26 protein-coding genes are annotated in these 26,474 nt (G+C 69.3%); 13 read left to right on the top strand and 13 right to left on the bottom strand.

Annotated features, from left to right (window positions below):
• Positions 1-91: 91 nt before the first annotated feature.
• Positions 92-1,414, bottom strand: coding sequence for an ATP-binding protein (locus AB0H36_RS44825; RefSeq protein WP_360537727.1), 1,323 nt, complete (start codon positions 1,412-1,414; stop codon positions 92-94).
• Positions 1,415-1,589: 175 nt separating this feature from the next.
• Here AB0H36_RS44825 and AB0H36_RS44820 point away from each other — a divergent pair, with 175 nt between their 5' ends.
• The 4 genes from AB0H36_RS44820 (at position 1,590) to AB0H36_RS44805 (ending at position 5,774) form a co-directional block, all read left to right on the top strand.
• Positions 1,590-2,657, top strand: a complete 1,068-nt coding sequence (locus AB0H36_RS44820; RefSeq protein WP_360537725.1) for a hypothetical protein — start codon at positions 1,590-1,592, stop codon at positions 2,655-2,657.
• A gap of 81 nt (positions 2,658-2,738) precedes the next feature.
• A complete protein-coding gene (locus AB0H36_RS44815) occupies positions 2,739-3,788 on the top strand; it encodes a hypothetical protein (RefSeq protein WP_360537723.1) in 1,050 nt (349 codons plus the stop codon).
• Positions 3,789-3,795: 7 nt separating this feature from the next.
• Complete coding sequence (locus AB0H36_RS44810; protein WP_360537721.1) at positions 3,796-4,839, top strand: hypothetical protein; 1,044 nt, start codon at positions 3,796-3,798, stop codon at positions 4,837-4,839.
• 107 nt (positions 4,840-4,946) lie between these two features.
• Positions 4,947-5,774, top strand: coding sequence for a siderophore-interacting protein (locus tag AB0H36_RS44805; protein ID WP_360537719.1), 828 nt, complete (start codon positions 4,947-4,949; stop codon positions 5,772-5,774).
• Positions 5,775-5,781: 7 nt separating this feature from the next.
• Here the strand turns inward: AB0H36_RS44805 and AB0H36_RS44800 are convergent, their stop codons facing one another.
• On the bottom strand, positions 5,782-6,729 hold the full coding sequence (locus AB0H36_RS44800) for a hypothetical protein (protein ID WP_360537717.1): 948 nt from the start codon (positions 6,727-6,729) through the stop codon (positions 5,782-5,784).
• Between the two features lie 179 nt (positions 6,730-6,908).
• On the opposite strand from AB0H36_RS44800, the gene AB0H36_RS44795 reads away from it, so the two are divergent.
• Positions 6,909-7,577: a class I SAM-dependent methyltransferase gene (locus tag AB0H36_RS44795; protein ID WP_360537715.1), complete on the top strand. Its 669-nt coding sequence runs from the start codon at positions 6,909-6,911 to the stop codon at positions 7,575-7,577.
• On the opposite strand, the gene AB0H36_RS44790 is transcribed toward AB0H36_RS44795, so the two are convergent.
• Positions 7,552-8,283: a hypothetical protein gene (locus AB0H36_RS44790; protein WP_360537713.1), complete on the bottom strand. Its 732-nt coding sequence runs from the start codon at positions 8,281-8,283 to the stop codon at positions 7,552-7,554. The two genes, AB0H36_RS44795 and AB0H36_RS44790, sit on opposite strands and share 26 nt — an antisense overlap.
• Positions 8,284-8,330: 47 nt before the next feature.
• Between AB0H36_RS44790 and AB0H36_RS44785 the strand changes: the two genes are divergently transcribed.
• On the top strand, positions 8,331-9,221 hold the full coding sequence (locus AB0H36_RS44785) for an aminoglycoside phosphotransferase family protein (protein ID WP_360537711.1): 891 nt from the start codon (positions 8,331-8,333) through the stop codon (positions 9,219-9,221).
• A 12-nt stretch (positions 9,222-9,233) separates the two neighbouring features.
• Positions 9,234-9,692 (top strand): group II truncated hemoglobin, encoded by a 459-nt coding sequence (locus AB0H36_RS44780; protein ID WP_360537709.1) that lies wholly within the window; start codon positions 9,234-9,236, stop codon positions 9,690-9,692.
• On the opposite strand, the gene AB0H36_RS44775 is transcribed toward AB0H36_RS44780, so the two are convergent.
• Complete coding sequence (locus AB0H36_RS44775; protein ID WP_360537707.1) at positions 9,689-10,333, bottom strand: hypothetical protein; 645 nt, start codon at positions 10,331-10,333, stop codon at positions 9,689-9,691. The genes AB0H36_RS44780 and AB0H36_RS44775 overlap by 4 nt on opposite strands.
• Positions 10,334-10,480: 147 nt before the next feature.
• Here AB0H36_RS44775 and AB0H36_RS44770 point away from each other — a divergent pair, with 147 nt between their 5' ends.
• The 3 genes from AB0H36_RS44770 to AB0H36_RS44760 are packed head-to-tail and all read left to right on the top strand — an operon-like array spanning position 10,481 to position 14,444.
• Positions 10,481-11,539: a glycine betaine/L-proline ABC transporter ATP-binding protein gene (locus tag AB0H36_RS44770; protein WP_360537705.1), complete on the top strand. Its 1,059-nt coding sequence runs from the start codon at positions 10,481-10,483 to the stop codon at positions 11,537-11,539.
• The gene (locus AB0H36_RS44765; RefSeq protein ID WP_360537703.1) at positions 11,539-13,491 is read left to right on the top strand and encodes an ABC transporter permease subunit; all 1,953 of its coding nucleotides are present in this window, start codon (positions 11,539-11,541) and stop codon (positions 13,489-13,491) included. The genes AB0H36_RS44770 and AB0H36_RS44765 overlap by 1 nt, the downstream gene beginning before the upstream one ends.
• The gene (locus AB0H36_RS44760; RefSeq protein ID WP_360537701.1) at positions 13,488-14,444 is read left to right on the top strand and encodes an ABC transporter substrate-binding protein; all 957 of its coding nucleotides are present in this window, start codon (positions 13,488-13,490) and stop codon (positions 14,442-14,444) included. Before AB0H36_RS44765 ends, AB0H36_RS44760 begins: the two co-directional genes overlap by 4 nt.
• Before the next feature lie 51 nt (positions 14,445-14,495).
• Here the strand turns inward: AB0H36_RS44760 and AB0H36_RS44755 are convergent, their stop codons facing one another.
• Positions 14,496-14,660 carry a hypothetical protein gene (locus tag AB0H36_RS44755; RefSeq protein ID WP_360537699.1) on the bottom strand — a complete coding sequence of 55 codons (165 nt, stop codon included), beginning with the start codon at positions 14,658-14,660 and terminating at the stop codon, positions 14,496-14,498.
• Between the two features lie 151 nt (positions 14,661-14,811).
• Positions 14,812-17,622, bottom strand: a complete 2,811-nt coding sequence (locus AB0H36_RS44750; protein WP_360537697.1) for a BTAD domain-containing putative transcriptional regulator — start codon at positions 17,620-17,622, stop codon at positions 14,812-14,814.
• Positions 17,623-17,691: 69 nt separating this feature from the next.
• Here AB0H36_RS44750 and AB0H36_RS44745 point away from each other — a divergent pair, with 69 nt between their 5' ends.
• Positions 17,692-18,564, top strand: coding sequence for an NAD(P)-binding domain-containing protein (locus AB0H36_RS44745; RefSeq protein WP_360537695.1), 873 nt, complete (start codon positions 17,692-17,694; stop codon positions 18,562-18,564).
• On the opposite strand, the gene AB0H36_RS44740 is transcribed toward AB0H36_RS44745, so the two are convergent.
• Positions 18,556-18,810: a hypothetical protein gene (locus AB0H36_RS44740; protein ID WP_360537693.1), complete on the bottom strand. Its 255-nt coding sequence runs from the start codon at positions 18,808-18,810 to the stop codon at positions 18,556-18,558. The genes AB0H36_RS44745 and AB0H36_RS44740 overlap by 9 nt on opposite strands.
• Positions 18,807-19,340 carry a sigma-70 family RNA polymerase sigma factor gene (locus AB0H36_RS44735; protein WP_360537691.1) on the bottom strand — a complete coding sequence of 178 codons (534 nt, stop codon included), beginning with the start codon at positions 19,338-19,340 and terminating at the stop codon, positions 18,807-18,809. Before AB0H36_RS44735 ends, AB0H36_RS44740 begins: the two co-directional genes overlap by 4 nt.
• 265 nt (positions 19,341-19,605) lie before the next feature.
• Here AB0H36_RS44735 and AB0H36_RS44730 point away from each other — a divergent pair, with 265 nt between their 5' ends.
• Positions 19,606-20,202: a ParA family protein gene (locus tag AB0H36_RS44730; protein WP_360537690.1), complete on the top strand. Its 597-nt coding sequence runs from the start codon at positions 19,606-19,608 to the stop codon at positions 20,200-20,202.
• Positions 20,203-20,265: 63 nt separating this feature from the next.
• Here the strand turns inward: AB0H36_RS44730 and AB0H36_RS44725 are convergent, their stop codons facing one another.
• The 5 genes from AB0H36_RS44725 to AB0H36_RS44705 are packed head-to-tail and all read right to left on the bottom strand — an operon-like array spanning position 20,266 to position 25,939.
• Complete coding sequence (locus AB0H36_RS44725; protein ID WP_360537688.1) at positions 20,266-21,456, bottom strand: ROK family transcriptional regulator; 1,191 nt, start codon at positions 21,454-21,456, stop codon at positions 20,266-20,268.
• 27 nt (positions 21,457-21,483) lie between these two features.
• Complete coding sequence (locus AB0H36_RS44720; RefSeq protein WP_360537686.1) at positions 21,484-22,368, bottom strand: oxygenase MpaB family protein; 885 nt, start codon at positions 22,366-22,368, stop codon at positions 21,484-21,486.
• Between the two features lie 24 nt (positions 22,369-22,392).
• A complete protein-coding gene (locus tag AB0H36_RS44715; protein ID WP_360537684.1) occupies positions 22,393-24,039 on the bottom strand; it encodes a PHP domain-containing protein in 1,647 nt (548 codons plus the stop codon).
• Between the two features lie 33 nt (positions 24,040-24,072).
• Positions 24,073-24,633: a GNAT family protein gene (locus AB0H36_RS44710; RefSeq protein WP_360537682.1), complete on the bottom strand. Its 561-nt coding sequence runs from the start codon at positions 24,631-24,633 to the stop codon at positions 24,073-24,075.
• Between the two features lie 10 nt (positions 24,634-24,643).
• Positions 24,644-25,939 carry an XRE family transcriptional regulator gene (locus tag AB0H36_RS44705; RefSeq protein ID WP_360537680.1) on the bottom strand — a complete coding sequence of 432 codons (1,296 nt, stop codon included), beginning with the start codon at positions 25,937-25,939 and terminating at the stop codon, positions 24,644-24,646.
• A 229-nt stretch (positions 25,940-26,168) separates the two neighbouring features.
• Here AB0H36_RS44705 and AB0H36_RS44700 point away from each other — a divergent pair, with 229 nt between their 5' ends.
• Positions 26,169-26,342, top strand: coding sequence for a hypothetical protein (locus AB0H36_RS44700; RefSeq protein WP_165553433.1), 174 nt, complete (start codon positions 26,169-26,171; stop codon positions 26,340-26,342).
• Positions 26,343-26,474 lie beyond the last annotated feature (132 nt).

Raw genomic sequence — 26,474 nt, 5'->3', positions numbered from 1 at the left:
GGCCAGCCTTCACACGCACCCGCCCCGACAGCATCCGCGCTACAGCCCACACAGCGACCAACCCCAGAACCCGCCCTAATTCAGCGCCCTCCTAGTTCTTGATCTCGAACGACATGCCCTTGTAGGTGCGGGTCGTCGTACTGGGCCGCGCGGACTCGACCGCGGCGGCCTGGCCGGGCGCGGTCAGCGGCGCGACGCCGAGGTGGGCCGCGGACTGGCCGACGCGGGTCTGCACCCAGTCCTGCATGCCTGGGTTGGCGACCGCGAGCCGGCCGCCGCCCTCCCGAAGGATGCCCGAGGCAACCAGGTTCTGGCGGGCCGTGTCCAGCTCCTGCCAGCGGCCGATCGAGGCCAGCCCGCCTTCGCTCGGGAGCGCCATGCCATGCGGACCGTGGACGGCGACCTTCGCGACCAGGTCCTTCTCCGTGTCGTTGCAGTTGTTCCAGGCGGCCTGGTAGACGTGCCGCGACTGGTCGTTCACCACTGCCGTCGCGGTCTTCGCCACGTCGACGGTCACGCCACCGGCTTGCTGGGCCATCGGCAGCGCGGTCTCGGCCAGGCTGCGCAGCCGGGTCGGGTCGCCGTTCGCCGACCTGATCAGCCGGTCGATCGCCTCGGCCTGGTAGGGGATCCGCGCGTCGTCCAGCGGCTCGGTGAGCGCGGGGCGTAGCTCCGCATCGGTCAGCGGGCCGACCTCGCGAATGTCGAACCTGCTGGTCACACCGGTCGCGATCCTGCCCTCGCCGGCGGAGGCCGCCATCAGCCGGGTCGCCGCCATCTCGCCACCCGCCGCGATCAGGAACACCGGTCGCTTCATCCGCTCCAGGTGCTCGGACAGCTGCGTCACCACCGCGAGGTCACGCTCCGAGCCGACGTCGAGGTTGTCGACCAGCAGCATCACCGGCTCCGGCGGTTTGCGGTTCGCCGCGATCTCCCCGAGCTGCTCGGCCAGCTGGGTCAGCGTCTTGCGCAGCTGCGGGTCGTCGCCCGCCTCCCACTGGGTCTTGATCACCGCCTGCGCGAACGGCGACGGCCCGAACCGGCCCTCGACACCGTGCTGGCGGCCCTTGCGTTTGGGCGGGGCGAGCTCCTTGGCGATCTTGCCGAGCTCCTTCGCGGCGCTACGGCCGTACTGCTTCTTGATCGTGTCGAGGTTGTCGGTGAGGTAGCGGGACAACCGGTACTCGAGCGGCTCCTCGGGCGAGGCGTCGGCCCGGATCGCGAGCCAGCCCTCCCGCTTGGCCAGCGCGCCGGCCCGGTCCAGCTCCAGGCTCTTGCCCATCCCGGGTGGCCCGGTGAACAGCACCGAGTGGCTCTCCGGAGTGCGCAGGTCGACCGAGATCGGCCGGCCGAAGTGGTCCTTGCGATCCACGGTGTACGCCGGGTATCGCGGCGTACCGAAGACCTGGCTCACCGGACCAGGGTGCGAACCGTAACCGTCCGTGACACGGTGGGCGTGTGTCCGGCGGGTGAACACTGGCCTGCCGTGGGTTGAACCGGTCTATTCGCGCGTCCCGATCGCGCAGTGTTCGGCCCGAGTTCGGCCAGGTCACTTGGTTCCGCACTAGGCCGGTGTCAGGCTTCCTGGCATGCGGATCAAACGAGTGATGGCGGCGCTGCTGGCAGCGCCACTGGTGGGGCTGTTGCTTGGTGGGACCCCGGCGGCGCACGCCGACCCGGACCCGTACCTGACGATCACCGACGTGCGGCTCGACAAGACCGCGGTCGCGGTCTCCGGGCTCAACCTCGCCCCGGTCAAGGTCACGGTCGAGGGCGGTTACAGCTCGGGTCATCCCGACGACGAGAACACCGTGCTGAACGTGGTCCTCGAGCGCACCGGCGGGACCGGACCGCTCAAGAGCGTCTTCTCGACCGATTTGAAGCGCACCTCGGGCACGGTCGAGGACGGCGTGTGGACCGGGACGCTGAACGCGGCGTCCACGGCGGACGGCACCTTCAAGGTGACCGGCGTGATGACCGGTCCGTTCGGTGCGCCCATCGGCGGTACGCCGGTCGACCCGACGCCGTTCGACGGCCCGAGCCTGACGGTGACCGGGACCCACCTGCCGAAGGTGACCGCGTCCGTGTCGCCGAAGGTGGTGCCGTTCGGGTCGCCGTACTCGATCCGCTGGGCGATCACCGACACCGCGACCGGCAAGCCGTACGGCAGCCAGATCCGGGCATTGCTCGGGGTCGACGTCCCGTGCGCAGAGTCCAGCGGTGGCGGTGAGGCGGTGTGGGTCCGGACCGACACCAACGGCATCGTGACCAAGTCCTACAAGGCGTCGGACGCCGACATGCTGAACTGCCTGCAGTTGACGGGCCAGCCGTACAACATCGGCGGCCTGTGGCTGTTCGTCGCGCGGCCCGGCATCGTGTCGGCGGCGCCGTCGAAGACCAGTGCGCCGGTCGGCACCGTGGTCCCGGTGAACGGTTCGGTGGCCGGTGCGCCGTACAAGTGCAAGGTCGCGCTGCAACGGCTGTACGGCGCGAGTCAGTGGCGCGGGGTCAGTCTTGGCGAGGTGCGGCAGAGCGGTCGCTTCACGGTGAACGCACAGCCGGCGTACAAGGGCAACATCGCCTACCGCGTCTACTTTCCCACGTGCGGCCGCTACCAGGCCGGCGTCAGCAAGGCATTCGTCATCCGCGGCACCTAACTGGTCTACCGGATCAGCCCGATCGAGCAGTGATCCGGAGGAGTTGTTGGCAGCGTGACAGCCCACTGTCACGCTGCCTGCATGTGGGCGAAACGAGTGATGGCGGCGCTGCTCACCGCGCCTTGGTTGTTGCTCGGACTGGTGCCAACCGCCCAAGCCGCACCGGATCCGAACCTGACGGTCACCAACGTGACCCTGAGCGGCACGTCGGTCGCGGTCTCCGGGCTGAACCTCGTGCCGCTGACCGCCACCGTGACGGGTGGGTACACCTCCAGCGAGCCGGGCGACGTGGACATGACGTTGTACGTCGTCCTCGAGCGCACCGGCGGGACCGGTCCGCTGCGGTACATGTTCTCGACCGACCTCAAGCGCATCTCGGGCACGACGCAGAACGGCGTCTGGCAAGGACCGCTGAACGTGCCGTCGACCGCGAACGGCACCTTCAAGGTCACCGGGGTGTACGCGATCCCGTTCGGGTACGTGCCTCCCGGGCCGCTCGATCCGACGCCGTTCGCCGGCCCGACCGTGACCGTGGCCGGCTACCACCTGCCGAAGATCACGGCGTCCGTGACGCCGAAGGCGGTGCCGTTCGGGTCGCCGTACTCGATCCGCTGGGCGGTCATCGACTCCGCGACCGGCAAGCCGTACGGGACCCGGATCCCGGTGCTCCTCGGGGTCGACAACGAGTGCGCCGAGTACGTCGGCGGCGTCGTCGCCCGGACCGACACGAACGGGCTCGTGACGCGGTCGTACCAGGCCGGGTGGGCCGACGCGCTCAACTGCCTGCGGCTGAGCGGCAAGCCGTTCGACATCAGCGGCCTCGGGCTGTTCGTGGCACGGCCCGGGATCGTGTCTGCGGTGCCGTCGAAGACGAGTGCGCCGGTCGGCACCATCGTGCCGGTCAACGGCAGCGTGCTCGGGCCGCCGACCGGGTGCCTCGTCGTACTGCAGCGGCTGTACGGCGCGACGCAGTGGCGTGGGGTCAGCTCGGGGAGCGTCCGGCAGAGTGGGCGGTTCACGGTGACCGCGCAGCCCGCGTACAGGGGCCTGATTCCGTACCGCGTGTACTTCCCGACCTGTAGTCGCTACCAGGCAGGCCTGAGCAAGGTCTTCTACATCCGAGGGACGTGAGCTGACAGTGATCAGACGAGTGATGGCGGCGCTGTTCGCAGCGCCTTTGGTGGGGTTGTTGCTGACCGCGATGCCGGCTGCGCACGCAGAGCCGGATCCGGCGCTTGCCATCACCGATGTCGACCTGGGCAGTCCGACGGTCGCGGTGTCCGGGCTCAACCTCGCGCCGGTCAAGCTGACGGTCAAAGCGAAGTACACCGGGGAGACGGGTGGCAGCACCACGCTCTTCGTCTTCCTCGAGCGGCAGGGTGGAACGGCCTGGCCCCGGACGTTGTGGTCGAGCCTTCTCCCGCTGAAGTCCGGCACCGTCCGGGACGGTGTCTGGGAGGGGCCGGTGTACGTGCCGTCGACTGCGAACGGGACGTTCAAGGTCACCGGTGTGCAGTTCGGTGGGTACCCGTTCCCCGGGGACTTCAGCGAGCCGACGCCGTACGACGGTCCCGCGCTGGCCGTCAGCGGCTACCACCTGCCGAAGATCACTGCCGCGGTGTCGCCGCGGATCGTGCCGCTCGGGTCGCCGTACTCGATCCGATGGGCGGTCACGGACTCCGCGACGGGTAAGCCGTACGGGACCCGGATCACGGTGCTGCTCGCCATCGACAACGGGTGCGCCGAGGACGCGGGCGGCTCGGTCGTCCGGACCGGGACGGACGGCATCGTGACCAAGGCGTACACGGCGGCCGACGCGCCGTGGGTCAACTGCCTGCGGATCACCGGCAAGCCGACCGACATCGCAGGGATGGGGCTCGCGGTGGCGCGGTCGACGTACGTGACCGCGGCTCCGTCGAAGGCGAGCGCTCCGGTCGGGACCGTCGTACCGGTGAACGGCTCGGTCGGCGGCGCTCCGTCCAACTGCAAGGTCTGGCTGCAGCGGCTGTACGGCGCGACGCAGTGGCGATCGGTGAGCTCGAACGCGGTCCGGCTGAGTGGCCGGTTCACGGTCAGCGCGCAGCCGGCGTACAAGGGGCTGATCCCGTACCGGGTGTACTTCCCGGCCTGCCAGAACTTCCAGTCCGCAGTGAGCAAGGTGTTCTACATCCGCGGTCTCTGAGACGACGGTACGGCGGCCTGGGACGGGTGAGCTAGCCTGAGTTAGGTAGTCCTAACTTGCTGGCCTTGACCGGGCCGCCCGACGTACTCCGAGAGGACCGTGGTCCCGTGACCAGCCCCGCACCTCGCCGCAACCGCGTCTGCAAGCGCGCGGTCGTCCGCCGTACCGAGCGAATCACCCCGCACATGATCCGGGTCGTGCTCGGCTCCGACGACTTCGTGGACAACGGCTTCACCGACCACTACGTGAAGCTGCTGTTCGGCAAGCCGGGCGTCGAGTACCCGCAGCCGCTGGACATGGGCGTGATCCGGGAGACGTACCCGTCGGAGCAGTGGCCGACGATGCGGACCTACACGGTGCGCAACTGGGACGAGGACAGCCGCGAGCTGACCATCGACTTCGTCCACCACGGCGACGAGGGCGTGGCCGGTCCGTGGGCCGCGGCGGCCCAGGCGGGTGACGTGCTGTGGTTCAACGGCCCCGGTGGCGCGTACGCACCGGACGCGGAGGCTGACTGGCACCTGCTGGTCGGCGACGAGAGCGCGCTGCCGGCGATCGGCGCCGCGGTCGAGCAGTTGCCGCCGGGCGCCCGGGCGACCGTCCTGCTCGAGGTGGAGGACGAAACCGAGGAGCAGAAGTTCAACGGCTCCGGCGAGGTCAACGTGATCTGGTTCCACCGCGCCGGCAGCTCGTCGGGTCGCGGTGACGCACTGGTCGCGGCCGTCGAAGCTCTGGAGTTCCCCGCGGGCGACGCTCAGATCTTCGTTCACGGCGAAGCCGGCTTCGTCTTCCGCATCCGCAAGAACCTCTTCACCGAGCGCGCCCTCCCCCGCGACCGCGTCTCGCTGTCCGGCTACTGGCGCCTGGGCAAGAACGAAGACGGCTGGCAGGCCGAGAAGGCCGAGACCGCCCGCAAGGAGCGCTCGGCCTCCTGACGCGCGGTCACAGACCGCGGATGTAGAACGTCGGGCTCACCCCGGTCTGGTACCTGCCGCAGGTTGCGAAGTAGACCCGGTACGGGATCAACCCCTTGTACGCCGGTTGAGCGGTCACGGTGAAGCGGCCGCTCTGGCGGACACTTCCGGTGCTGACCCCACGCCACTGGGTCGCGCCCGTCAGACGCTGCAGGAGCACCGGACAGCCGACCGGCGGGCCGAGCACGTTGCCATTGACCGGAACGATGGTGCCGACCGTGGCACCGGTCGCCGACGGCACCGCCGAGACGATCCCAGGGCGGGCGACGATCAGGCCGAGGCTGGCGATGTTGAACGGCCCGTTCCGGATCAGGAGACACTGGTTGTCGTTGGCGGCCGCTGCGGAGTACGCCTTCGTGAGCAGCCCGCTCGTGCTGGTCCGCAGTGTGTTCGGACCGAAGGCTTCCAGGCACTCGGCGTCGCTGGCCAGCAGGACGCCGATGCTGGTCCCGTAAGGCTTGCCGGTCGCCGAGTCCGTCACCGCCCAGGTGATCGAGAACCCGGATCCGAACGGCACGACCGGCGGGCTCACCTTCGCGGTGAGCCTCGGCAGGTGGGAACCGGTGACGGACACCGTCGGCCCGTCGAACGGCGTCGGATCGGTCATGTCGGGAACGGGGAAGAACGCGCCCGCTTCCACACCCGTCACCTTGAACACGCCGTGCGCCGTGGACGGGACGTTGACCGGTCCGGCCCACACGCCGTCCTGGGTGGTGCCGCTGATCCGCGGCAGGTCGGTCGAGATCATCCGCCGCAGCGGGCCGGTCCCGCTGGTCCGCTCGAGATAGACCACCATCGGAAGGTTCGCGTCGTTCGGGTCGGTGGAGGCGTAGCCCGCCGTCACTGTGATCCGAACCGGCACGGTGTTGAGACCGGACACGGCGACCGCACTCGGGCCGAGCGTCACGTCCGTCACTTGGAGCAAGGGATCCGGAGCCGCCTGCGCTGCAGGTGCGCCGACGAGTTGGACCCCCACCACTGACGCTGTCACAAGCGTCGCCAGTACTCGTCTTGCCCACATCCTTGCAGCGTGGCACTCGCGCCATACGGTGCAAAGATCTCAACCAGTACGGCGTTCCCGGCGTCGTACCGACCATGGCTGACCCCGCATCATTCGACCGTTTCGCCCCCGCCTACGACCGCTTCATCAGCCTGCAACCCGGCCAGAACTCCGACTGGGTAGCAGGCCTCGGGCTGCGCGGTGAGCGGGCGCTGGACGCGGGCTGCGGATCCGGCCACGCGGCCGTGCGCTTGGCCGACCAGTTCGACGAGGTGCTTGGGGTGGATCTCAGTGCGCCGATGATCGAGATTGCCCGGGCGAAGCGGGCGCGGGGGAATGTCGAGTACCGGGTGGCGGATGTGTTCACGGTGGCGGAGCGCGGGTTCGATCTCGTGTACAGCCACACGATGATGCATCACCTGGCGGACTACCGGGGTGGGCTCGAGTATCTGAAGTCGTTGGTGCGGGTGGGTGGGACGGTCGCGGTGGTGGACAACGTGTGTGATCTGTACCCGACGCCGCCGCGGGCGGCGTACCTGATCGGCGCGTGGCGGGGGTTTCCGGAGCACATTGCCAAGCTGGGGTGGCGGGACGCGTGGTTCGAGTTCCGGTTCTGGCACAGCCGGCCGTGGCTCGACCACCTGGCGAGTGATCGGTACCTGTCTCGGGCGCAGTTCCGGGAGTTGTACGACGACGTGTTCCCCGGTGCGCAGTACACGGATCTTGGGTGGGCGTTGGCTATGCGGTGGACCTGCGGCGGTTGAGGAGGTCGATCAGGGTGGTGGCCTGGTTGGTGGGGAGGACCCAGTCGTCGCCGGAGGCCTGCAGGATGACGGCGGGGCCCTCGGTGACGATCGGTGGATGCGGCAGCGGGATCGGGAACTTGAGGCGTTCGACTCCGCTGAGCGCGACCTCGAAGACACCGGTGATGCTGCTCAGCGGATAGGTCTTGCCCAGGTCCTCCATTCTCTGCGAACGCAGCACCGGCCGGCTCTGGATCGTGAAGCTGTCCGCGCCGAGCAGCACCGCGGTCAGCTGCAGCCCGCGCAGCCGGAAGATCAGCTCGTACGGCGTATCCGCCAGCTCAGGCACGACGGGCACCAGCAGAACCCGATCGGCATACCGGGCCAGCGCAGCGCCAGCCACGATCCCCACCAGCAACGCAGGCAGCGCCAGAAAGACCGGCCACCACACCCCGACCGCCAACGGGAACAACGTCACGAACAACCCGCCGACCGCCCCGAACAGCCCACCGATCCCGGCCCACCACCGCGGCTGGTACCGATGCCGCCGCCGCAGCACCCACCCGAGCACCAACATCCCGACCGGCACCACACACCCGATCCACACCACCGGCGACCCCGCCGTACTGATCCAGATTCCGATCCCCAGCACCACCACCGGAATCCCCAAATAGATGCCCGCGACAACCCGCCGCACCCGCCGATCCCGCCGCTCCATCTCGCTCACGGGGAAAACCTAAGCAGATTCGTGTCGAAGGACCTACTGTGCACGTGATGATCGAGATTCCCGCGAAGCTGGTGACGAACCACGGCAAGACGTCGCCCGAGTGGCTGGCCGGGTTGCCGGGAGCCGCGGCGGAGTACGTCGATCGGTGGCAGTTGGCGGTCACCGGTCCGCCGTTGAACGGCGAGGCTTCGCTGATTCTGCCCGTCGTACGGCGGGACGGTGCCGAGGCGATGCTCAAGCTTCAGCCGGTCAACGACGAGAGCGAGAGTGAGGCGCTCGCGCTGCGGACCTGGAGCCGTGACGACGTCGTCGAGGTGCTCGAGGACGATCCCACGACGTCGACCATCCTGCTCGAGCGGCTCGAGCCGCGGACCCTCGACGACCTGCCGGACCACGTCGAGGCCACCCGGATCCTGGCCGAGCTGCTGACCCGGTTGAGCGCCGTGCCCGCACCACCTGGAGTACGTCGGCTCGCGGACGTCGCCGGCGCGATGGTCGAGGACGCGCCGGCCCTGATCCCGCTGCTGAGCGATCCGGCCGAGCGACAGTTGGTACGGCGCTTCGTCGCGCAGGTGACCGAGTTGCTGCCGGAGTCGGGCGACCGGCTGCTGCCCTGGGACCTGCACTACTACAACGTGATGGCCGCGCAGCGGCAGCCGTGGCTGGTGATCGACCCGAAGCCGCTCGCCGGCGATCCGGGGTTCGAGGTCTTCCCGGTGCTGTGGAACCGGTGGGACGACCTGGTTGCGACCGGCGAGCTGGATCAGGCGATCCGGGACCGGTTCGACCAGATGCTCGAGGTCACCGGGATCGACCGCGACCGGGCGCTCGGCTGGACCGCAGGCAGGATCCTGCAGAACGTGCTCTGGGACACCGAGGACGAGGAGACCGCGATGAACCCGGTGCTGCGAACCATCGCCGATGCCCTCCGGATCTGATTACATCATTACATGACGACTCCGACGCTGTACGAGTGGGCCGGTGGGCACGCGGCCTTGCGCCGCCTGACCGAGGTGTTCTACGACAAGGTCCTGGCCGACCCGCTGCTCGCGCCGGTGTTCGCGCACATGAGTGAGAACCATCGCGAGCACGTGGCGATCTGGCTCGGCGAGGTGTTCCGCGGGCACAGCCGCTACACCGACGAGCTCGGCGGCTACCCGGCGATGCTGAAGCACCACCTCAACCTCGGCCTCACCGAGGAGCAGCGCTCCCGCTGGGCCGCGCTGATCGCCGCCAGCGCAGACCCGGCCGGTCTGCCCGACGACCCCGAGTTCCGGTCCGCCTTCGTCGCGTACGTCGAGTGGGGCACGCGGATCGCCCTCGCCAACTCCCAGCCCGGCGCGACACCTCCGCCGCAAGCGCCGGTGCCGCATTGGGGTTGGGGCGAGGCTCCGCCGTACCAGCCCTAGGGCCGCCCGACCCAGGTCCGGCGGACCGAGTGGACGACGAGCAGGACGATGGACGCGAGTGCGGCGACGCCGGCGACGATCCCGATCACGACGGACACCGCGAGACCGGCCTCGAACGCATCGGCGACGAGGCCGGCCAGCGCGCCGACCAGAGCCGCGACGATCATGCTGACGAGCAGCGCGATGCTCGACAAGTACTGCGTGGCCGGGATCCGGGTCCGCTTGGCGCCGTACGTCCGCATGATTCCGGCGACGTCCTCACCGTGTCCGGTGATGAAGTAGGGCTCGAGTTCCGGTGCGATGTCGAGGTAGCCGCGCCGCAGCTTGTTCATCCCGACCACCAACTCGACGTCCTCGCTGTTCAGTTGCACCAGCCGGATCACCGTGGCCACCCCGATCACCACCAGCAACGGGACGATCAGCAGCGCGAACACCCGGAAGCCGACGCCGAAGTCGGTGCTCTGCGCCACCAGCGCCAGCGCTACGACCGCCGCCGACACCACCGTGACGAACCAGCTCGCGCGGCTGAAGCTCTCGCTCCAGGCCAGGCTGCGAGTGGCCAGCAGACTCCAGTGCTCGGTGGACAGGATCTGCGCCCGCACAGCCGGTGGAGCTGGGGCCGTTGGGTCGTCGTCGGGCATGTACCCTCCTCGGTCCGATGCTTCAGTGTCGCCGACCAGGGGTGCTTTGCTGACGGAACAGACACCCGCGACAGCGCTACGGGCCTGCGGGTTGGATACAGTCGCGGTTCACGATGATTCCGCTTGCGGGGATGCGAGGGTGAACCTGTGACCGCTCAGCTCGAGTATCCCGAGGTGCAGGACAGCAACGCGCTGTTGTCGATCCAGGGGCTGTGGAAGGTGTTCGGCCCGAAGGCGCAGCGGGTGCCGCACCGGCCCGACCTCGCCGCCCTGGACCGCGCCGCCCTCTACACCCGGACCGGATGTACGGCGGCCGTCCGCGACCTCAGCTTCGACGTCGCGCCCGGTGAGGTGTTCGTCGTGATGGGCCTGTCCGGGTCCGGCAAGTCCACCCTGGTCCGCTGTCTCACGCGTTTGATCGAACCGACCGCCGGCAGCCTGATCTTCGAGGGCGAGGACCTGCGCGCGGCCGACGAGAAGCGGCTGCGGGCGCTGCGCCGGAGCAAGTTCTCGATGGTGTTCCAGCACTTCGGCCTGCTCCCGCACCGCAAGGTGATCGACAACGTCTCGTACGGCCTGGAGATCCGGGGCGAGAGCAAGCCCGATCGCCGCCGCCGTGCCCAGGAAGTGATCGACCTGGTCGGCTTGGCCGGCAACGAGCACCTCTACCCGGAGCAACTGTCCGGCGGCATGCAGCAACGCGTCGGCCTGGCCCGCGCGCTCGCCAACGACCCGGACGTGCTGCTGTTCGACGAGCCGTTCTCCGCACTCGACCCGCTGATCCGGCGCGAGATGCAGAACGAGGTCGTCCGGCTGCACCGCGAGGTCGGCAAGACGATGGTGTTCATCACCCACGACCTGTCCGAGGCGCTCCGGCTGGGTGACCAGATCCTGCTGATGCGTGACGGTGGCGCGGTCCAGCTCGGCACCGGCGACGAGCTCGTCGGAGCGCCGGCCGACGACTACGTGCGCGACTTCGTCCGTGACGTACCGCGAGCCGACGTCCTGACCCTGCGCTGGATCGCCCGCACGCCGCGGCCCGAGGAGCCGCTGGACGGACCCGAGCTCGGACCTGACGTGCTGGTCCGGGAGGCGACCCGGCTGGTGCTGGAGGCGGACCGCCCGGTCAAGGTGGTCTCGAACGGCACGCTGCTCGGTGTGATCGGCGACCAGGAAATCCTCGCGGTCGTCGCGGACACGAACTGATGGCCTCGATCACTGGGTCGGTCGAGATCGAGGTACGGCGACCACGCCGCAGCGTGATCGTCGGTGTCCTGCTCGTCGTCTGGGTCGCGGCGTACTTCGTGCTCCGCGGGATCGACACCCTCGCGCTCGGCGGTCAGGAGACGACCGCGTTCCACCGCTGGCTGACCGATCACCGTGACGACGTCGGCCAGGGCAACCCGGTCTTCGACGGGATCCGGGTGGTCGTCGACCAGTTCGTCGTACTGCTGCAGAACGTTCTGTCGCAGGCGTCGTACGGACGGCCGGTCCCGGTCATCGGCTGGCTCGGGGTGGTCGCGGTGTCGGCGTACCTCGCGTGGGCGTTCGGCAACTGGAAGGTCGCGCTGCTGACCGCCGGCGGGCTCGTGTTCGTCGGGCTGCAGGGGCTGTGGCAGGAGAGCATGGACACGCTCGCGCTGACCATCGCGGCCGTGCTGCTGTCCCTGCTGATCGCGATTCCGCTGGGGATCTGGGCCGGATTGTCGGACCGCGCCTTCAAGGTCGCCACGCTCGTCCTCGACCTGATGCAGACGCTGCCGACGTTCGTCTACCTCGCGCCGCTGACGCTGTTCTTCGCGATCGGCCCGGCCGCGGCCACGATCGCGACCCTGATCTACGCGGCGCCGCCGGCGGTCCGGCTGACCGCGCACGCGATCCGGTCGGTCCCCGTGGAGAGCGTCGAGGCGTCCCGGTCGCTCGGGTCCACCCGGGGCCAGACGCTGACCAAGGTGCTGCTGCCGATGTCCCGCAGTACGGTCGTCGTCGGCATCAACCAGACCATCATGGCCGCCCTGTCGATGGTGACTGTGGCCGCGTTGATCGACGCGCCCGGCCTCGGCCAGACGGTCCTGAAGGCCCTGCAGACGCTCGATGTCGGAGTCGCGTTCAACGCCGGCCTGGCGATCGTCGTGCTCGCGATCGTGCTCGACCGGGTCACCACCGCGGCCGGTGACCGGCCGTGGCGTACGGCGAGCATCCGCCGGAAGATCCTGCTCGGCGCGGGAGCGGTCGGGGTCCTGATCGCGATCTGGTTCTCCCGGACCTACGTGTGGGCGGCCGAGTTCCCGACGTCGGTCAACATCGGCTCGCGGATCGCGGTGATCACCTCGGACGTGACCGCTTGGGTGCAGGACACTTTCGGCGGTTTCACGTACGGCGTCCGGGACGCGGTGACGACGGGATTGCTGAACCCGCTGGAGGCGTTGCTGACCGGCTCGCCCTGGTGGCTCGTCGCCGCATTCGTCGTCGCGCTGGCCGCAGTACTCGGGCACTGGCGCGGAGCAGTCCCGGCCGCGGTGTGCTCGTTGCTGCTGGTCGCGACCGGGGTCTGGCACGACAGCATGGTCACGCTCGCGTCGACGCTGCTCGCGACGGTCGTGGTGGTCGGGGTCGGGCTCGCCCTCGGTGTGTGGGCCGGGCGCAACCATCGGGTCGATACGTGGATCCGGCCGGTGCTGGACGCCGGGCAGACGATGCCGCCGTTCGTGTACCTGGTGCCGTTCCTGGCGCTGTTCGGCACCAGCCGGTTCACCGCGATCGCGGCCGCCGTGGTGTTCGCCGTACCCGTCACCACCAAGATCGTTGCTGATGGCATCAAGGCGGTGCCGGTGGCGACCGTGGAGGCAGCGAACTCGGTCGGGTCGAGCAGCTGGCAGGTGATCAGCAAGGTGCAGCTGCCGGTCGCCCGGCGCGCGATCACGCTGGCGGTCAACCAGGGCCTGATCTACGTGCTGTCGATGGTCGTCGTCGGCGGCCTGGTCGGTGCGGGTGCACTCGGGTACGACGTGGCCGCGGGCTTCGCGCAGAGCGAGCTGTACGGCAAGGGGCTGGCCGCCGGAGTGGCTATCGTCCTCCTCGGCGTACTGCTCGACCGCGTGACGCAGGCGGCGGCTCGCCGTACCCAGAATTTCCACAGAAGAGGAGACAAGCGGTGAAGAAGCTCCGGTACGCCGGCGTTCTGACGGCCGTGGCACTCGCGCTGGCCGGGTGCGGCGGCGAGAAGGTCGGCTCGCAGCAGCCGGCCGCCGACGACGGGAAGGAGTGCGGCACCTTCAACCTGGCCGTCAGCCCGTGGGTCGGGTACGAGGCGAACGCGGCCGTGGTCGCCTACATCGCGACCAAGGACCTCGGCTGCAAGGTGGTGAAGAAGAACCTCAAGGAGGAGATCTCCTGGCAGGGCTTCGGCACCGGCGAGGTGGACGCCGTCGTGGAGAACTGGGGTCACGAGGACCTGAAGAAGAAGTACATCGAGGAGCAGAAGGTCGCGGTCGAGGCCGGCTCCACCGGGGTCAAGGGCGTGATCGGCTGGTACGTGCCGCCGTGGATGGCGCAGCAGCACCCGGACATCACCGACTGGCAGAACCTGAACAAGTACGCCGCCCTGTTCAAGACCTCGGAGTCCGGCGGCAAGGGCCAACTGCTGGACGGCGACCCGTCGTACGTGACCAACGACGAGGCGCTGGTGAAGAACCTGAACCTGAACTACAAGGTGGTGCAGAGCGGTAGCGAGACCGCGCTGATCCAGGCCTTCCGGGACGCCGAGAAGAACAAGAAGCCGCTGCTCGCCTACTTCTACGAGCCGCAGTGGTTCTTCGACGAGATGAAGCTGGTCAAGGTCGACCTGCCCGCGTACAAGGCCGGGTGTGACGCGGACCCGGCCAAGGTCGCCTGCGACTACCCGCCGTACGACCTGGACAAGGTCGTGTCGAAGAAGTTCGCCGACTCGGGCAGCCCGGCGTACGACCTGGTGAAGAACTTCCAGTGGACCAACGAGGACCAGAACGCGGTGGCCCGCTCGATCGCCGTCGACAAACTGACCCCCGACGCCGCCGCCGAGAAGTGGGTCAAGGAAAACCAGTCCAAGGTCGACACCTGGCTCGGGAAATAACTACACCTGGGTAGTAGTACAAGCTGTTTGTGCCACAAGCAGCTTGTACTACTACGAACCCCCGCGTTGACCGCGCCTGCGCGATACAGCTCGCACGATGCTGTAGACGGCGCCGGTGGCGAAGAGCAGCCCGATGGTGGTGAACACTCCGCCAACCACCAGCGATGCGGTCACGCCTAGTTGCGCCCGCTGCGGATGGTCCGGGTCATAGAGCACCTCAACGATGGTCCCGTTGGCGTGTGCGGCTGTCTGCCCGAATCGGTATTGGTCCCAGAGGTAGTAGGAACCGCCGACAACCAGCCCGAGGCCCAAGGCCAGACTGGCGATCTTGCCCCAGTGCGCCCCAAGCAGTCTCTTGAGCCCCCCATCACCCCAACAGTCCCTGGTTGTGGCGGATGCGGTCGATGTCGAAGCGTTCGGCGGGTGGGAGGGGGGTGCCTACCTTGGTGCGGAGGGCTTCGGCTTCGGCTAGGAGTTGTCGGGCGCGGTCGGGAGTGGCGGCCGCGCCTGCCAGGCCCTCGAGGGCGAGGGCGATTGCTCGCTCGTCGCCGACCTGGACGGCCGCTTCGTAGCCGCGTTGGTGGAGGGCTTGTGCTTTCGTGAAGTCGCCGCGTTGTTCGGCGATGAAGCCGAGTTGGGCGAGGACGAAGGCGATGCCCGGGGTGCCGCCGACCTGGGTGAGCCAGTCGAGCCACTTGGTGAAGCGGGCCTCGGCCTCGTCGAGTCGGCCCTGGCGGCGGGCGGACAGGCCGAGACCGACCTCGGCGTACTCCTCGGCCGACCTGTTGGACTGCTCGACCGCCAGCCGACGCGCCCGCTCGTGCAGTGCGTCGGCACGGTCGTGGTCGCCCGTCAGGTAGGCAATCCGGCCCAGCCCGGAGGTCCGGAACGACACCTCGGTCCACAGGCCGAGCTCCTCCGCCTGCTGCACGGCGTCCGTCAGGTAGCCCTCGGCCGTCGGGTAGTCGCCGCTGATCTCCGCGGCCACGATGAGCGAGTACGTCGCCTGCAGGCGGCCCCACGCATCGCCGAGCTCATCGAAGAGCTCCAGACTGCGCCGACCGTCTCGCACCATCGCAGCGAGATCCGCGTGCACGATGTTGAGCTGCGCCCGCGTGCTGAGTGCAGCAGCCAGGCCCCAGCGGTCGCCCTGCTCGGTGAACGCCTCGATCGCCTGGTCGATCCGCTGCATCAGTACGGCGGCATCGCCGTACGCCCACTGCGTGGTGGTCAGGAACCACAGCGCGTGCGGATCGTTCCCGGCCAGCGCCAGCGCATCGTCGGCGGCTGCGGCGAGATTGGAGCCCTTGGCATCGGTCGCGGTCATCCCGACCTGCCAGACCGTCGCGGTCGCCCGGTCCGCCGGGTCCTGACCGGGTACGGCGAGGGCCGCCGCGATGGACCGCCTTGCCTCACCCAGTCGGCCGCGGAGGTACCAGTACCAGGCGAGTGCGTTGACCAGCTTCAGCGACGGAGCTACTTCCAGGGCGGCCCGGAAGTTGGCCGCCTCCTGGTCCAGGCGATGAAGCCAGCTGCGTTGCTCTGGTCCACGCAACTCGGCGCGTTGGGCCAGCGCGAGGTAGTACTCGGCATGACGTTGCCTGGTCGCCTCAACCTCACCGGCTTCCGCAAGTCGCTCGAAGCTGTAGGCCGCGATGGACTCCAGCAAGCGGTAGCGACCCCCACTCGCGACCACTAGAGATTTGTCGACAAGAGGCAGCAGTGCGTCCCGCTGGCTGACCTCGGTAGCCGCCTCCAGTGAGAAGGTGCCGGCGTGCACGGCCAGTCGGCGCAGCATGACCCGCTCGTCGTCGTCCAGCAGCTCCCAGCTCCAGTCGATGGTTGCCCGCAGCGTCCGTTGCCGCTCTGGAACACCGCGACCACCCGACAGCAGTCGGAACCGGTCGTCCAGCCGGTCCGCCAGTCCCTGCACACCCAGCGCCCGTACGCGCGTCGCCGCAAGCTCCAACGCCAGCGGTATGCCGTCCAGCCGCCGGCAGATCGCTCTGACCGCCTCCGAGTCGTCGACCCCGGCGCGCACAGTGAACAGGTCGGCCGCCGACCGCAGCTCGAGCGGCTCGACCTCCAGCACGCGCTCACCGGGCAGACCCAGCGGCTCCCGGCTGGTCGCGAGGATGCGCAAACCCGGTACGCCGCTCAGCAGCCGCTGCACGAGGTCCGCGAGGTCCAGATGCTCGCAGTTGTCGAGAAGCAGCAGGACCGGCCTTGTGCCGAGTGACTCGATCAAACGGGACAGCAGGTCGTCCGACTCGTCCCGCAGACCCACTGCCGTCGCCAGCGCATCCAGTACGTCGTCCTGCCGGAGCGGAGCCAGCTCCACCAGTCGCGTCACGCCTAGGTGGCTCCGGCCCAGTTCCAAAGCCAGTCGGGTCTTGCCCACGCCACCTGGTCCCACCAGGGTGAGCAGGCGGTGCTGCCGCAGCAGTGCGGTCGCGTGCTCGACGGTGTCAGTGCGACCGATCAGGTCGTTGAGCGGAGCGGGAAGCGCGGACGGTTGCAGGGACGGGTCGTGGCGCAGGATCGCGGCGTGCAGTTCGACCAGCTCGGGTCCCGGATCGGCGCCGAGTTCGTCGGCTAGCTGCTCGCGCAGGTCCGCGTAAGAGCGCAGTGCGTCGTCCTGTCGTCCAGCCCGGTAGAGAGCCCGTAGGTGGATGGCGCGGAGTCGCTCGCGGAGTGGATGGCGGCGTACCAGCGCAGTCAGCGCTGGGAGATCGCCGGTCTGCTCCAGGAGGTCCTCGGTCGCGGCGAGGCCTAGCTCCTCCAGGCGGTCGCGTGTTGCGCGGGCGAACTCGTGGTCGGGCACGTCGGCGTACGCGGGCCCGCGCCAGAGGTCGAGCGCCTCGCGGAGCCGGCCGGCGGCGACGAGCTCCTCGAAGATGTTGCTGTCGACAACCTCCGCGGTCAGGGTGTAGCCGGCCGGGCCGTGGGCGACGAGGGCGCGGCTCCCCGGTTCGGCTCGGTCGAGCGCCGTCCGGAGCTGGGAGATCCGGGCCTGCAGCGTCCCGGTGGCGTTGCGCGGCGGGCGGTCGCCCCAGAGGTCCTCGATCAGCCGGTCCGCCGACACCGGCTGCCCGCGATGAGCCAGCAGGTCGAGCAGCAGCGTGCGGACCTTGGTGTCGGGTACGGCGACCGGCGTACCGGCATCCGTCCTGACCACGAGAGGTCCCAGCACGCCGAAGTACATAAGCCGTAGTAAACCCGTAGCGCGATTTCGCACGATCGGCGCATGAGTTCTCGAGAAGCAGTCACAGTGATCGGCCTCGGCGCGATGGGATCCACCATGGCCGGGGTCTTCCTCGCCGCCGGCCACCCGACCACCGTCTGGAACCGGAGCGCGGGCAAGGCGGCCAAGCTCGTCGCGGCCGGTGCGGTGGAGGCGGCGACCGCGGCGGAAGCGGTGGCCGCGAGCAACCTGGTGGTGATCAGCCAGGTCGACTACACCGCGATGGACCAGTCCCTGGAGGGTGTGGACCTCACCGGGAAGGTGCTGGTCAACCTCAGCTCGGACAGCCCGGAGCGGCTGCGGTCGGCGAGCAAGTCCGTCGCCGAGCGCGGCGGCACGCTGGTGACGGGCGGCATCATGGTCCCGCCGCCGGGCATCGGCCAGCCGGGCGCGTACGTGTTCTACAGCGGTCCGCCGGAGGCGGTCGAGGCGCACCGGAAGACGCTCGAGGTGCTGGCGCGCGCCGACCACATGGGCACCGACCCCGGGCTGGCGATGCTCTACTACCAGGCCATGCTCAACATCTTCTGGAGCACGCTGATCAGCTATTTCTACTCGACCGCACTGGTCGGTGGAGCCGAGCAGGTCCGGCCGTACGCCGAGGCGATGCTGCGGGACCTGGCCGAGGACGGGCCGATGGGCTTCATCCGCATCCTAACCGCGGAGCTCGAGAAGGGCGAGTCCCCGGGTGGGGAGAACAACCTGCACATGCAAGCGGTCGGCGCCGAGCATGTCGTGCAGGCGTTCGAGGAACTCGGCCTCGACGCCGGCGTACCGCGCGCCGTGGCCGCGCTGTTCGCCCGCGCCGACGCAGCCGGCCACGGCCTGGACGGCCTCAGCTCCCTGATCGAGGTGATCCGCAAACCGTCACTTTGATGACACGGTCAGCCTGCATCGGCCGTCGTCGCAGTTGCGTTGGAGCCGGCCGCGCGAGATCGTCTGGGCCAGGCCGATCGCCCAGCACATCGGGCATCCGCGCAACGCGACGACACCGACCGGCAGAAGCAGCAGGCTGACGAGTCCGATGCTGGGCAGGAGAGCGAACGCACTGACCAGCCCGCCGAAACCGACCGCGCCACGGGCCAAGTGCCGGAGCAGCGACGTACTGGCGAAGTCGGTCATCGCTTGTCTCCCAAGGTCTCCCGGACCGCCGCGCGAGCGCGGTGCAGACGTGACTTCATCGCGGCCGTGCTGAGGCCCAGTGCGTCGGCGACCATCGGTCCGCTGTAGCCCTGAACGTCCCGCATGATCAGCACGTGGCGCTGATCCGGAGGCAAGCCGGCGATCGCCGCCGCCACCTCGGCCGCTTCGAGTTGGCGCAGCACCTCGTCCTCGGCCGATGCGGTGACGGTGTCCCGGGCCAGCGGCTGGTCCCGCATCATCCTGCGGGCGCGGCGCAGGCATTCGTTGCGGACAATCCGGAACATCCACGACGTCAGCGCGCCGGTGGCCCGCAGCATCCCGACCTTGCGGTACAGGATGATCAGGGCCTCCTGCGCTGCGTCCTCGGCGTCCTCCGGTGTGGCGCAGAGCGAGTGGGCAAAGCGCCGTACGGTCGGGTGCGAGCCGGCGACCAACGCGGTGAGGGCGTCGACGTCGCCGTCCTGGGCGGCGACGATCAGCCGGTCGTCGGGCCAGGTCCGTTCAGCCACGGGCCCGCCCGCGGCGGCGCAGTACGACGAAGCTGCAGGTGCAGAGCAGCACCACTCCGGCAGCGATGGCCAAGACGATCGCGACGGTCATTCCTACCTCCAGGTCGTGGTCGATACGGGGGTAAGAGGCGGGCCGGCGCCGAAAGGATTCACGCCTGAAGGCCGCTTGAGCTTGTTCACACGGGCCACGGGCAACTATCACGATCTGCGGGAGCAACGCCGACGACACGCCGGATTTCGGACAAAACCAGGTAGCGTCGGTCCCATGATCATCGTGACAGCTGCACTGAAGGGCGGGGTCGGTAAGACAACCACGTCGGTGTACTTGGCCGCGCTGGCATCTTCCAACCGTCGCACATCCACTCTGGTCGACGCCGATCCGCAGGGCAGCGCCGCCGACTGGGTCGCGGATTCGGAGGACGGTCAACTGTCCCGCGTCGAGGTCGCGGAGGCGCCGACCGAGCGCCTGCTGAACAAGGCCCTGGACAAGGTGCCGCCGGAGGGCATCGGCATCGTGGACATGCCGCCGTCCCACGAGCGACTGCTGAACAAGGCGCTCGAGCGGGCCCGGATCGTGGTGCTGCCGACCCGCGTCGGCGGTGTCGAGACGCCCCGGGTGAAGGCGGTGCTGGACCTGGTTCCGGACCACATCCCGGTCGGCCTGGTGATCTGCTCGGCCCGGACGTACACCCGCAGCTACCAGGACGCGATGCGGCAGTACGCCGAGGAAGGCATCCCGGTCTGGGGCACGATCCCGGAGCGGGTGTCGATCACCGCGGGCCCGACCGGCCCGCTCGCGGCCGACGGCCTGGAGTCGTACAAGAAGGTCTGGCGCAAGATCCTGGCCGCCGCCCGTAGTTGACCGCCTGCAGTTGACCGCCCGCGACGGGGTTGGGTCCGTGCACTCGCTCGCGGGCCCAACCCCTCAGCGCTGCAGGGGTGGCTCGCCGCGGACGTAGGAGCGGATCACGGTGGCCGCGGCGCCACGGGCCCAGTCGTCGAAGGTGTGCGAGCGCAGCATCAGCCGGCAGTCCCCGGCGGCGCCGAATGCGTGCTCGGCGAACGCCCGCCGCATCCGCTCCTCGTACAGGTCGTACTCGGCGACGCCCTCGCCGGCGATCACCACCAGCTCCGGCCCGACCAGGTTCACCATCGCGGACACGGCCGACCCGATCACCTCGCCGGCCCGGTCGAAGGCCTCCCGGGCGTGCTCGTCGCCCTCGTGTGCGAGCTTGATCGCCCCGGCCAGGTCCAGGTCCGGCCGGCCGGTCGTCTCCCGGGTCCGGGTCAGGATCGCGTCCGACGACGCGACCGTCTCCACACAACCCCGCCGCCCGCAGGTGCAGACCAGCTCACCGGGGGCCAGCGGAAGGTGGCCGAGCTCGCCGGAGACGCCGTACGCCCCGGACACGACCTCGCCGTTGATGTAGAGGCCGCAGCCGATCCCGGACCCGATCGTGACGACCGCGAACGAGTCGGCGTCCACCCCGACTCCGAACCACTGCTCGGCCACGGTCAGCGCGCGGACGTCATTCGTGACAAGGATCGGCACGTTGAGCCGCTGGGAGAGGAGTTCGGCGACCGAGACGTCCCGCCAGCCCATCAGCGGCGAGTGCCGGACCACGCCGTGGCGCGCGTCGACGTCGCCGGACACCGCCACGCCGATCCCGATCAGTGGACCGGCCTCGACCTCGTCCGACATCAGCTCCTTGGCCAGCTCCGCGAGCTGCTCGATCACACTGTCCGGCGCGGTGTCGTCCAGCGGCCGGTGCTGCACGGTCAGGATCCCGGCGGTGAAGTCTGTGGTGACGCCGATCAGCGCAGTGGGGGTGACCTTGAGGCCGATCACCGAGACGCTGTTGCGGATCACGGTCAGCGGGCTGACCGGACGGCCGATGCCGAGCTGGCTGTCCGCCTCGGCCGGCGTGGCGGGCTGGTCGGTGACGAACCCGGCCTCGATCAGCGGCGCGACCGCCTTGGTGACGGCCGCCTGGGACAGCCCGGTCCGGCGTGCGATCTCCACTCGCGGGATCGGTCCCTGGGTCAGGATCCTGGTCAGCACCTCGACTCCCGCCGGCGTGGCCAACGGGAGTGATCGATGCGGACGCAGCGGCACGAGAACAACTTACCGGCGAGTCGGCCGCTAGGCCTCGATATTCCCCAGGATGGGCGACGTCAGTGCCCACCGAATCGTCCGGGTGAGCCCTTCGCCGGCCGCGCGGACGACGGTTGCCTCGGCCAATGGCAGGTACGGCAGGCGCAGCGGCCACCGCGTCCACCACGGCAGCAGGCCGACCGCGGCGGCGGTGAGGACGCCGTACGCCGGTCGCGCGACCATTGGAACCGGCGGGTGGATCAGCATGAAGCGGGCAGCCTGCCGGGCCTCGGTGGTGCCTCGCAGCTCCGGGCGGTACTCGTCCAGCAGTTCGCGTAGCTCGGCCACTGTGGTCGGTGGGTCGATCACTCCGAGCTTGCGTGCGACCAGCGCCGCATCCTCGACGTACAGGTCTTGCTCAGCTGCGTCGAGCGGCTGCACGCCGTACGTCTGGTGAGCTGCCAGGAAGCTGTCCACCTCCGCGACATGCACCCACTTCAGGAGGTGCGGGTCGGACGCCCGGTACTTCACACCGTCCGGACTGGTCCCCCGCACCCGTTCGTGGACACCCTTGACCCGCGCGATCGCCTCCTCGGCGTCCGGGACCGCGCCGTACGTCGTGATGGCCAGGAAGTAGCTGGTACGGCGCAACCGTCCCCACGGATCGCCTCGGTAACCGGAGTGTGCCGACACTGCGGCCATCGCCAGTGGGTGCAGCGACTGCAGCAGCAACGCGCGGAGCCCACCGGCGAACATCGCGGCATCGCCATGCACCCGCCGGATCGGCCGGTCCGGCTCGAACCAGCGCGGTCCGGGTGTGTTGTGCACCCGGCTCCGCTCAGCGGCCGGGTCCGGCCCGGCCACCTTCGTCATGATCATCCGCGCCAACCCGTCCCTCAACGGATCCAGCGGTCCTGCGATGGTGGCGGCCATGCCTCCAGTGTGCCTTGGGGCTGTCTACACCACGTCGATGAAGATCGGGTTGGTGTAGAGCCAGGTGTCCAGCCATGGGTCGCCGTCGTTCGTCGGGTGCTGGATCGGCCCGGCCGGGTCGATGCGGCTGCCCAGGTACCCGGGCCCGTTCCGCTTGCCGTCGCTGCCTCGCACCCGCACGTACTGCGACCGCTCTGCCTTACCGAGCGGGATGCGCAGAGTGTAGGTGCCGGACTGCCGCCGTACGTCGACCTGCTCGACGACTCGGGTGTCGGGGGCCTTCCAGCTGTCTCTGGCTGCCGTCGGCCCGGCCACAACACCACGGATCACGTCCACGTGTGCCAGTCTCGGCAGGACGCCATGGAAGTTCGGCCGGGACGCACTGGTCACGGTGACGCGCAGCTCCAGCTGCTGACCCCTATGGACCCGCAGGCGACCGCCGAGCGTCACACCACGCTGCGACGCACCAACTGGAGCAAGCCGTACGTCGATGCCGTCGACCAGCTGACCGTGGTCGACCCAGACGCGGCCGGCCCGCAGTGCAGCCATCACCTCGAGGTAGCCGTACCGCGTCACGCCTACATGCGTGCGGCTGAACTGACCCGGCCAGAAGTCGCTGCCGGGCTGCGGCACACCGGAGTCCGTCGGCGACGGCTTCCAGCCGAGGCTGTCGAAGTTCTCGCCGGGCGGGAACGCCCCGTCCTTCCAGGTGTCCCAGATGGTCCGGTGGTTGTCGCTGTTCGACGTGATCGAGAACAGCCGGCCCTCGGCGAGCATGGAGTCCCACAGCCCACCGACGGTCGCCGTGGCCCAGTCGAAGCCGCCGTACGTGCGATACGCGTCGGCCGGGTAGCCCGGGAAGCTGTTGGCGCTCGGTGCGTTGACGTACTCACCACGCTGGGCGTTGGTCGCTCCGCGGTATGCGACCCACGCCGGGTCCGCGTCGCCCTGCGAACCGGGCGCGCCCTCCATACCGATGCAGACGCCGGTGTCGCGCCAGTCGCGCAGCTCGTAGGGAGCGTCGATGCCCAGCCGCAGTGGGTGGTTGGCGAGCACCAGCACGTCGTCGACGTACCCGCTCTGCTTCTGCCCTGCGAGCCACTGCAGTGCCTTGACGGCGTTCTGCTCGTTCGCCGGGTTGCCCTCCGCGCGGCCGGTCAGCTTGCCGTCGTACTCGCGCTCGAACTGCTGGAGCAGGGCGACGTTGTTCGGGCCGGGCGCGACCAGGACGGTGCCGTGCTCGGCGGCCGGGATGTACCACTCGAGGCCTTGGAAGATCAGCATCCGCGGGTTCTCGGCCCGCGCCTTCAGAACCTCGGCGTTCTCGGCCGCGGCGCCCTTGTCGGCGTGGCCGAAGTTGCTGTGCTCGGTGAACGCCATCCAGTCCAGCCCGAACTGCGCTCCCCGCTGTGCCAATTGGCTGAAGTCGTACTTCGCGTCATGGCTGTAGCGGGTGTGCACATGGTGGTCGCCGACCAGGTAGACCAGGTCGGGGTCACTGCCCGAGCCGGTGGTGGCCGCTGCTTCCGCCGTACCGATGGCCGTCGCGGCGAAGCCCGCTCCCAGCAACCCGGCGCCGCGGATCAGATTCCGCCGGGACACCCCCTGCGCGTCCAGTGCCGTTTCCGGCACCTCCGGATCGGCCCACTCCGGCACCTGCTGCGTCGACATGACGCGCAACCTTGCTGGTCATGACAAATGAAGTCAAGGCTTCCGGCGACCGCCAGGTGAACGGTCGGCGTATTCGTGCTCCAGCAGCGAGTAGAGCAACGAGTCGCGCCAGTCCCCGTTGGTGAAGACGTGGTGCCGGATCCGGCCCTCGTAGCTGAACCCGAGCCGCTTCACGACAGCGATCGAAGCCTCGTTGTCGGGGCCGATCGCCGCGCTGACCCGGTGCTTGCCGAGCGGGCCGAAGGCGAACCGGAGCAGCACCCGGGACGCGTCGGTGGCGTAGCCGCGGCCCCAGTGGTCCGCGTGGATCGCGTAGCCGAGGTGCACGGCCCGCACCCCGGTCGGCCCGAGCCGGGCGAAGCCGACCACCTTGTCGTCGTCCTGGCGGGTGACGGCGAGCAGGTAGTCCGGCCGGTCCTCTTGCGCGGCCCGCTCGACGATCGCGGCCAGCGCCTTCTCGGCCGCGGCCCGGTCCCGGCTGTCGAACGACATCCACGACGTCACGCGGTCGTCGCCGACGATGGCCAGGTAGTCCTCGAGATCAGCTGTCCGGAACTCGCGCAGGGTCGTCAGGTCTCCGGTCAATGAGTCCATCTGGGAGAAACTACCGGGGGAACGCCTGCATCGGCGTCCGGGTGAACGTCTCGATCTCTTCCTGCAGCTCGCGGGCGTCGTCGGCGCGACCGGACTGCCGCAGCGCCTGGTGGACCCGGCGGGCCGAGTGCACCACGCCGTTGATCCGGCGCTCGGCGGGCAGGCCCAGCACCGGCGCGATCGCGTCCGCGGCGCCGTCGAGCTCACCGCTGACGATCCGGGTGATGGCCATCGCGGCCTGGCTGCCGGCGGCGTCGCCGAAGGCCCACTCCGGGTGGTTCTGGTCGTTGTAGGCGTCGACGGCCTGGCGGGAGTACCGCTCGGCCTGGTCGACCTCGCCGGGCAGCCAGGCGAGCGCGTCAGCCGCGTAGTACAGCTGCCGGTTGCGGCCGAAGGTGCACAGGCCGCCCATGTCGTCGAGGTCGTCGTTGCGAACCGTGTTCCAGGCGTTCTCGGCGCGCTCGAGGGCGGCGCGGGTGGCCTCCGGGTTGCCCAGCGCCGCCCAAGCGCGGGCCTCGCTCACCGGCAGCCAGACGCTGGTGGTGCTGTTGGCCTGCTCGGCGTACCCGGCGCCGAGCTGCGCGTACCGGACCGAGTCGTGCGGGTTGCCGGCCCAGTAGGAGACGAGCGACTGTAGGCCGCGCACCCAGGCGCGCAGGCCGTGGTGGTCGGCGTTGTCGGCGCAGAGGAACGCGGTCCGTGCCTGGGTGAGGGCGGCATGCGGGTTGCCGAGGTCGTGGGAGGCCTTGGCGAGCAGACCACCGGTCACACCGCCGAGGAAGTACAGCTGCCGCAGGTGCTCCGGACGTTGCCGGCTCTCCAGCAGGGCGAAGATCAGATCCTGGGTTTCGACCAGCTGGCCGAGGATCTCCGGCAGCGGGCGCTGCGGGTATGCCTTCGCGACGTGGCGCACGTCGTCGTACACCTGTTCCATGGCCTCGCTTCCGAGACCGGACTGGGCCGCGAGGGCAAATGCCCTCGCTCGGCTGGCAGCCATGTCGAGAACCTCCATCTCAGTACCTGTCGTGATCCGTCCACTCGCGGCAGGTGCCGGCACCACCTGGGCGGCCTGATCGGGGACGTACGGCGCGAGGAGCTCCTCGACCGGCTTGCCGAACATGCGTTGCAGGGTGCGCCGGGTCTGAGGAGTGGTCCCTGCGCGCTCGCCCGATGCGAGGCGACGCAGGTGCCGCTCGGTGATGGTTCCACCCAGCTCGACGAACTCGGCGACGATCTCGGAGTAGGTCTGGTTCCGGCGCTGGATCAGGTGCGCCAGGACCGTCTTTGGCGCGTACCTACCCGCCATCGTTCCTCCAGTTCACGTCAGTTCAGACGTTGTCTCGACTGATCCCTCACGACAAGGTGCGGTCCCCCAGATGTCCGCGAGAGGACCGGAAGAGGTCCGGCAAAGGTCCGGTCCAGGTCCTAGAGCGGTCACGTTGGGCTCGTGCACCATTACTGCCATGACAACCAGTAATTCCAACTGGTTGCAAGGCCTGAGAGTTACGGGGTGAGAGGTAGTGACCATCGCGGAGATGACGTCGAGACAGCACCGCCGAAGGGTGCGGGTCTGGTTCGGCGAGCATGTGATCGCGCAGTACGTCGCGGAGGCGCCGCTGGCGGCCCGCTACGAGCAGGCGATGCGGAGGCGTTTCGCCGGCCTCCGAGTCACCAACGACGTACTCGGTCCACTCGACAGCACCGACTGAAAACCTGAATTTCCGGGTCCTCCTCAGACCCGGTCCGCTGCGCCTGGAGTCTCCTCACGTTCAGGAGCAGCACCTGGAAGGTCCGGGGCACTCCTCAGTCCCGGGCGAAACCCGAGGTGCGGTCCGGAGCAC

Source organism: Kribbella sp. NPDC050820 (assembly GCF_040653975.1).
Taxonomy (GTDB): Bacteria; Actinomycetota; Actinomycetes; order Propionibacteriales; family Kribbellaceae; genus Kribbella.
This window is presented reverse-complemented; position numbering and strand designations above follow the sequence as displayed.

Coding starts and splice junctions, on each gene's coding strand:
- AB0H36_RS44720 (WP_360537686.1), bottom strand. CDS start 22,368: ATGGCCGCCACCATCGCAGGACCGCTGGATCCGTTGAGGGACGGGTTG.
- AB0H36_RS44765 (WP_360537703.1), top strand. CDS start 11,539: ATGGCCTCGATCACTGGGTCGGTCGAGATCGAGGTACGGCGACCACGC.
- AB0H36_RS44700 (WP_165553433.1), top strand. CDS start 26,169: ATGACGTCGAGACAGCACCGCCGAAGGGTGCGGGTCTGGTTCGGCGAG.
- AB0H36_RS44745 (WP_360537695.1), top strand. CDS start 17,692: ATGAGTTCTCGAGAAGCAGTCACAGTGATCGGCCTCGGCGCGATGGGA.
- AB0H36_RS44815 (WP_360537723.1), top strand. CDS start 2,739: ATGTGGGCGAAACGAGTGATGGCGGCGCTGCTCACCGCGCCTTGGTTG.
- AB0H36_RS44740 (WP_360537693.1), bottom strand. CDS start 18,810: ATGACCGACTTCGCCAGTACGTCGCTGCTCCGGCACTTGGCCCGTGGC.
- AB0H36_RS44710 (WP_360537682.1), bottom strand. CDS start 24,633: ATGGACTCATTGACCGGAGACCTGACGACCCTGCGCGAGTTCCGGACA.
- AB0H36_RS44705 (WP_360537680.1), bottom strand. CDS start 25,939: ATGGCGGGTAGGTACGCGCCAAAGACGGTCCTGGCGCACCTGATCCAG.
- AB0H36_RS44795 (WP_360537715.1), top strand. CDS start 6,909: ATGGCTGACCCCGCATCATTCGACCGTTTCGCCCCCGCCTACGACCGC.
- AB0H36_RS44780 (WP_360537709.1), top strand. CDS start 9,234: ATGACGACTCCGACGCTGTACGAGTGGGCCGGTGGGCACGCGGCCTTG.
- AB0H36_RS44785 (WP_360537711.1), top strand. CDS start 8,331: ATGATCGAGATTCCCGCGAAGCTGGTGACGAACCACGGCAAGACGTCG.
- AB0H36_RS44820 (WP_360537725.1), top strand. CDS start 1,590: ATGCGGATCAAACGAGTGATGGCGGCGCTGCTGGCAGCGCCACTGGTG.
- AB0H36_RS44715 (WP_360537684.1), bottom strand. CDS start 24,039: ATGTCGACGCAGCAGGTGCCGGAGTGGGCCGATCCGGAGGTGCCGGAA.
- AB0H36_RS44775 (WP_360537707.1), bottom strand. CDS start 10,333: ATGCCCGACGACGACCCAACGGCCCCAGCTCCACCGGCTGTGCGGGCG.
- AB0H36_RS44730 (WP_360537690.1), top strand. CDS start 19,606: ATGATCATCGTGACAGCTGCACTGAAGGGCGGGGTCGGTAAGACAACC.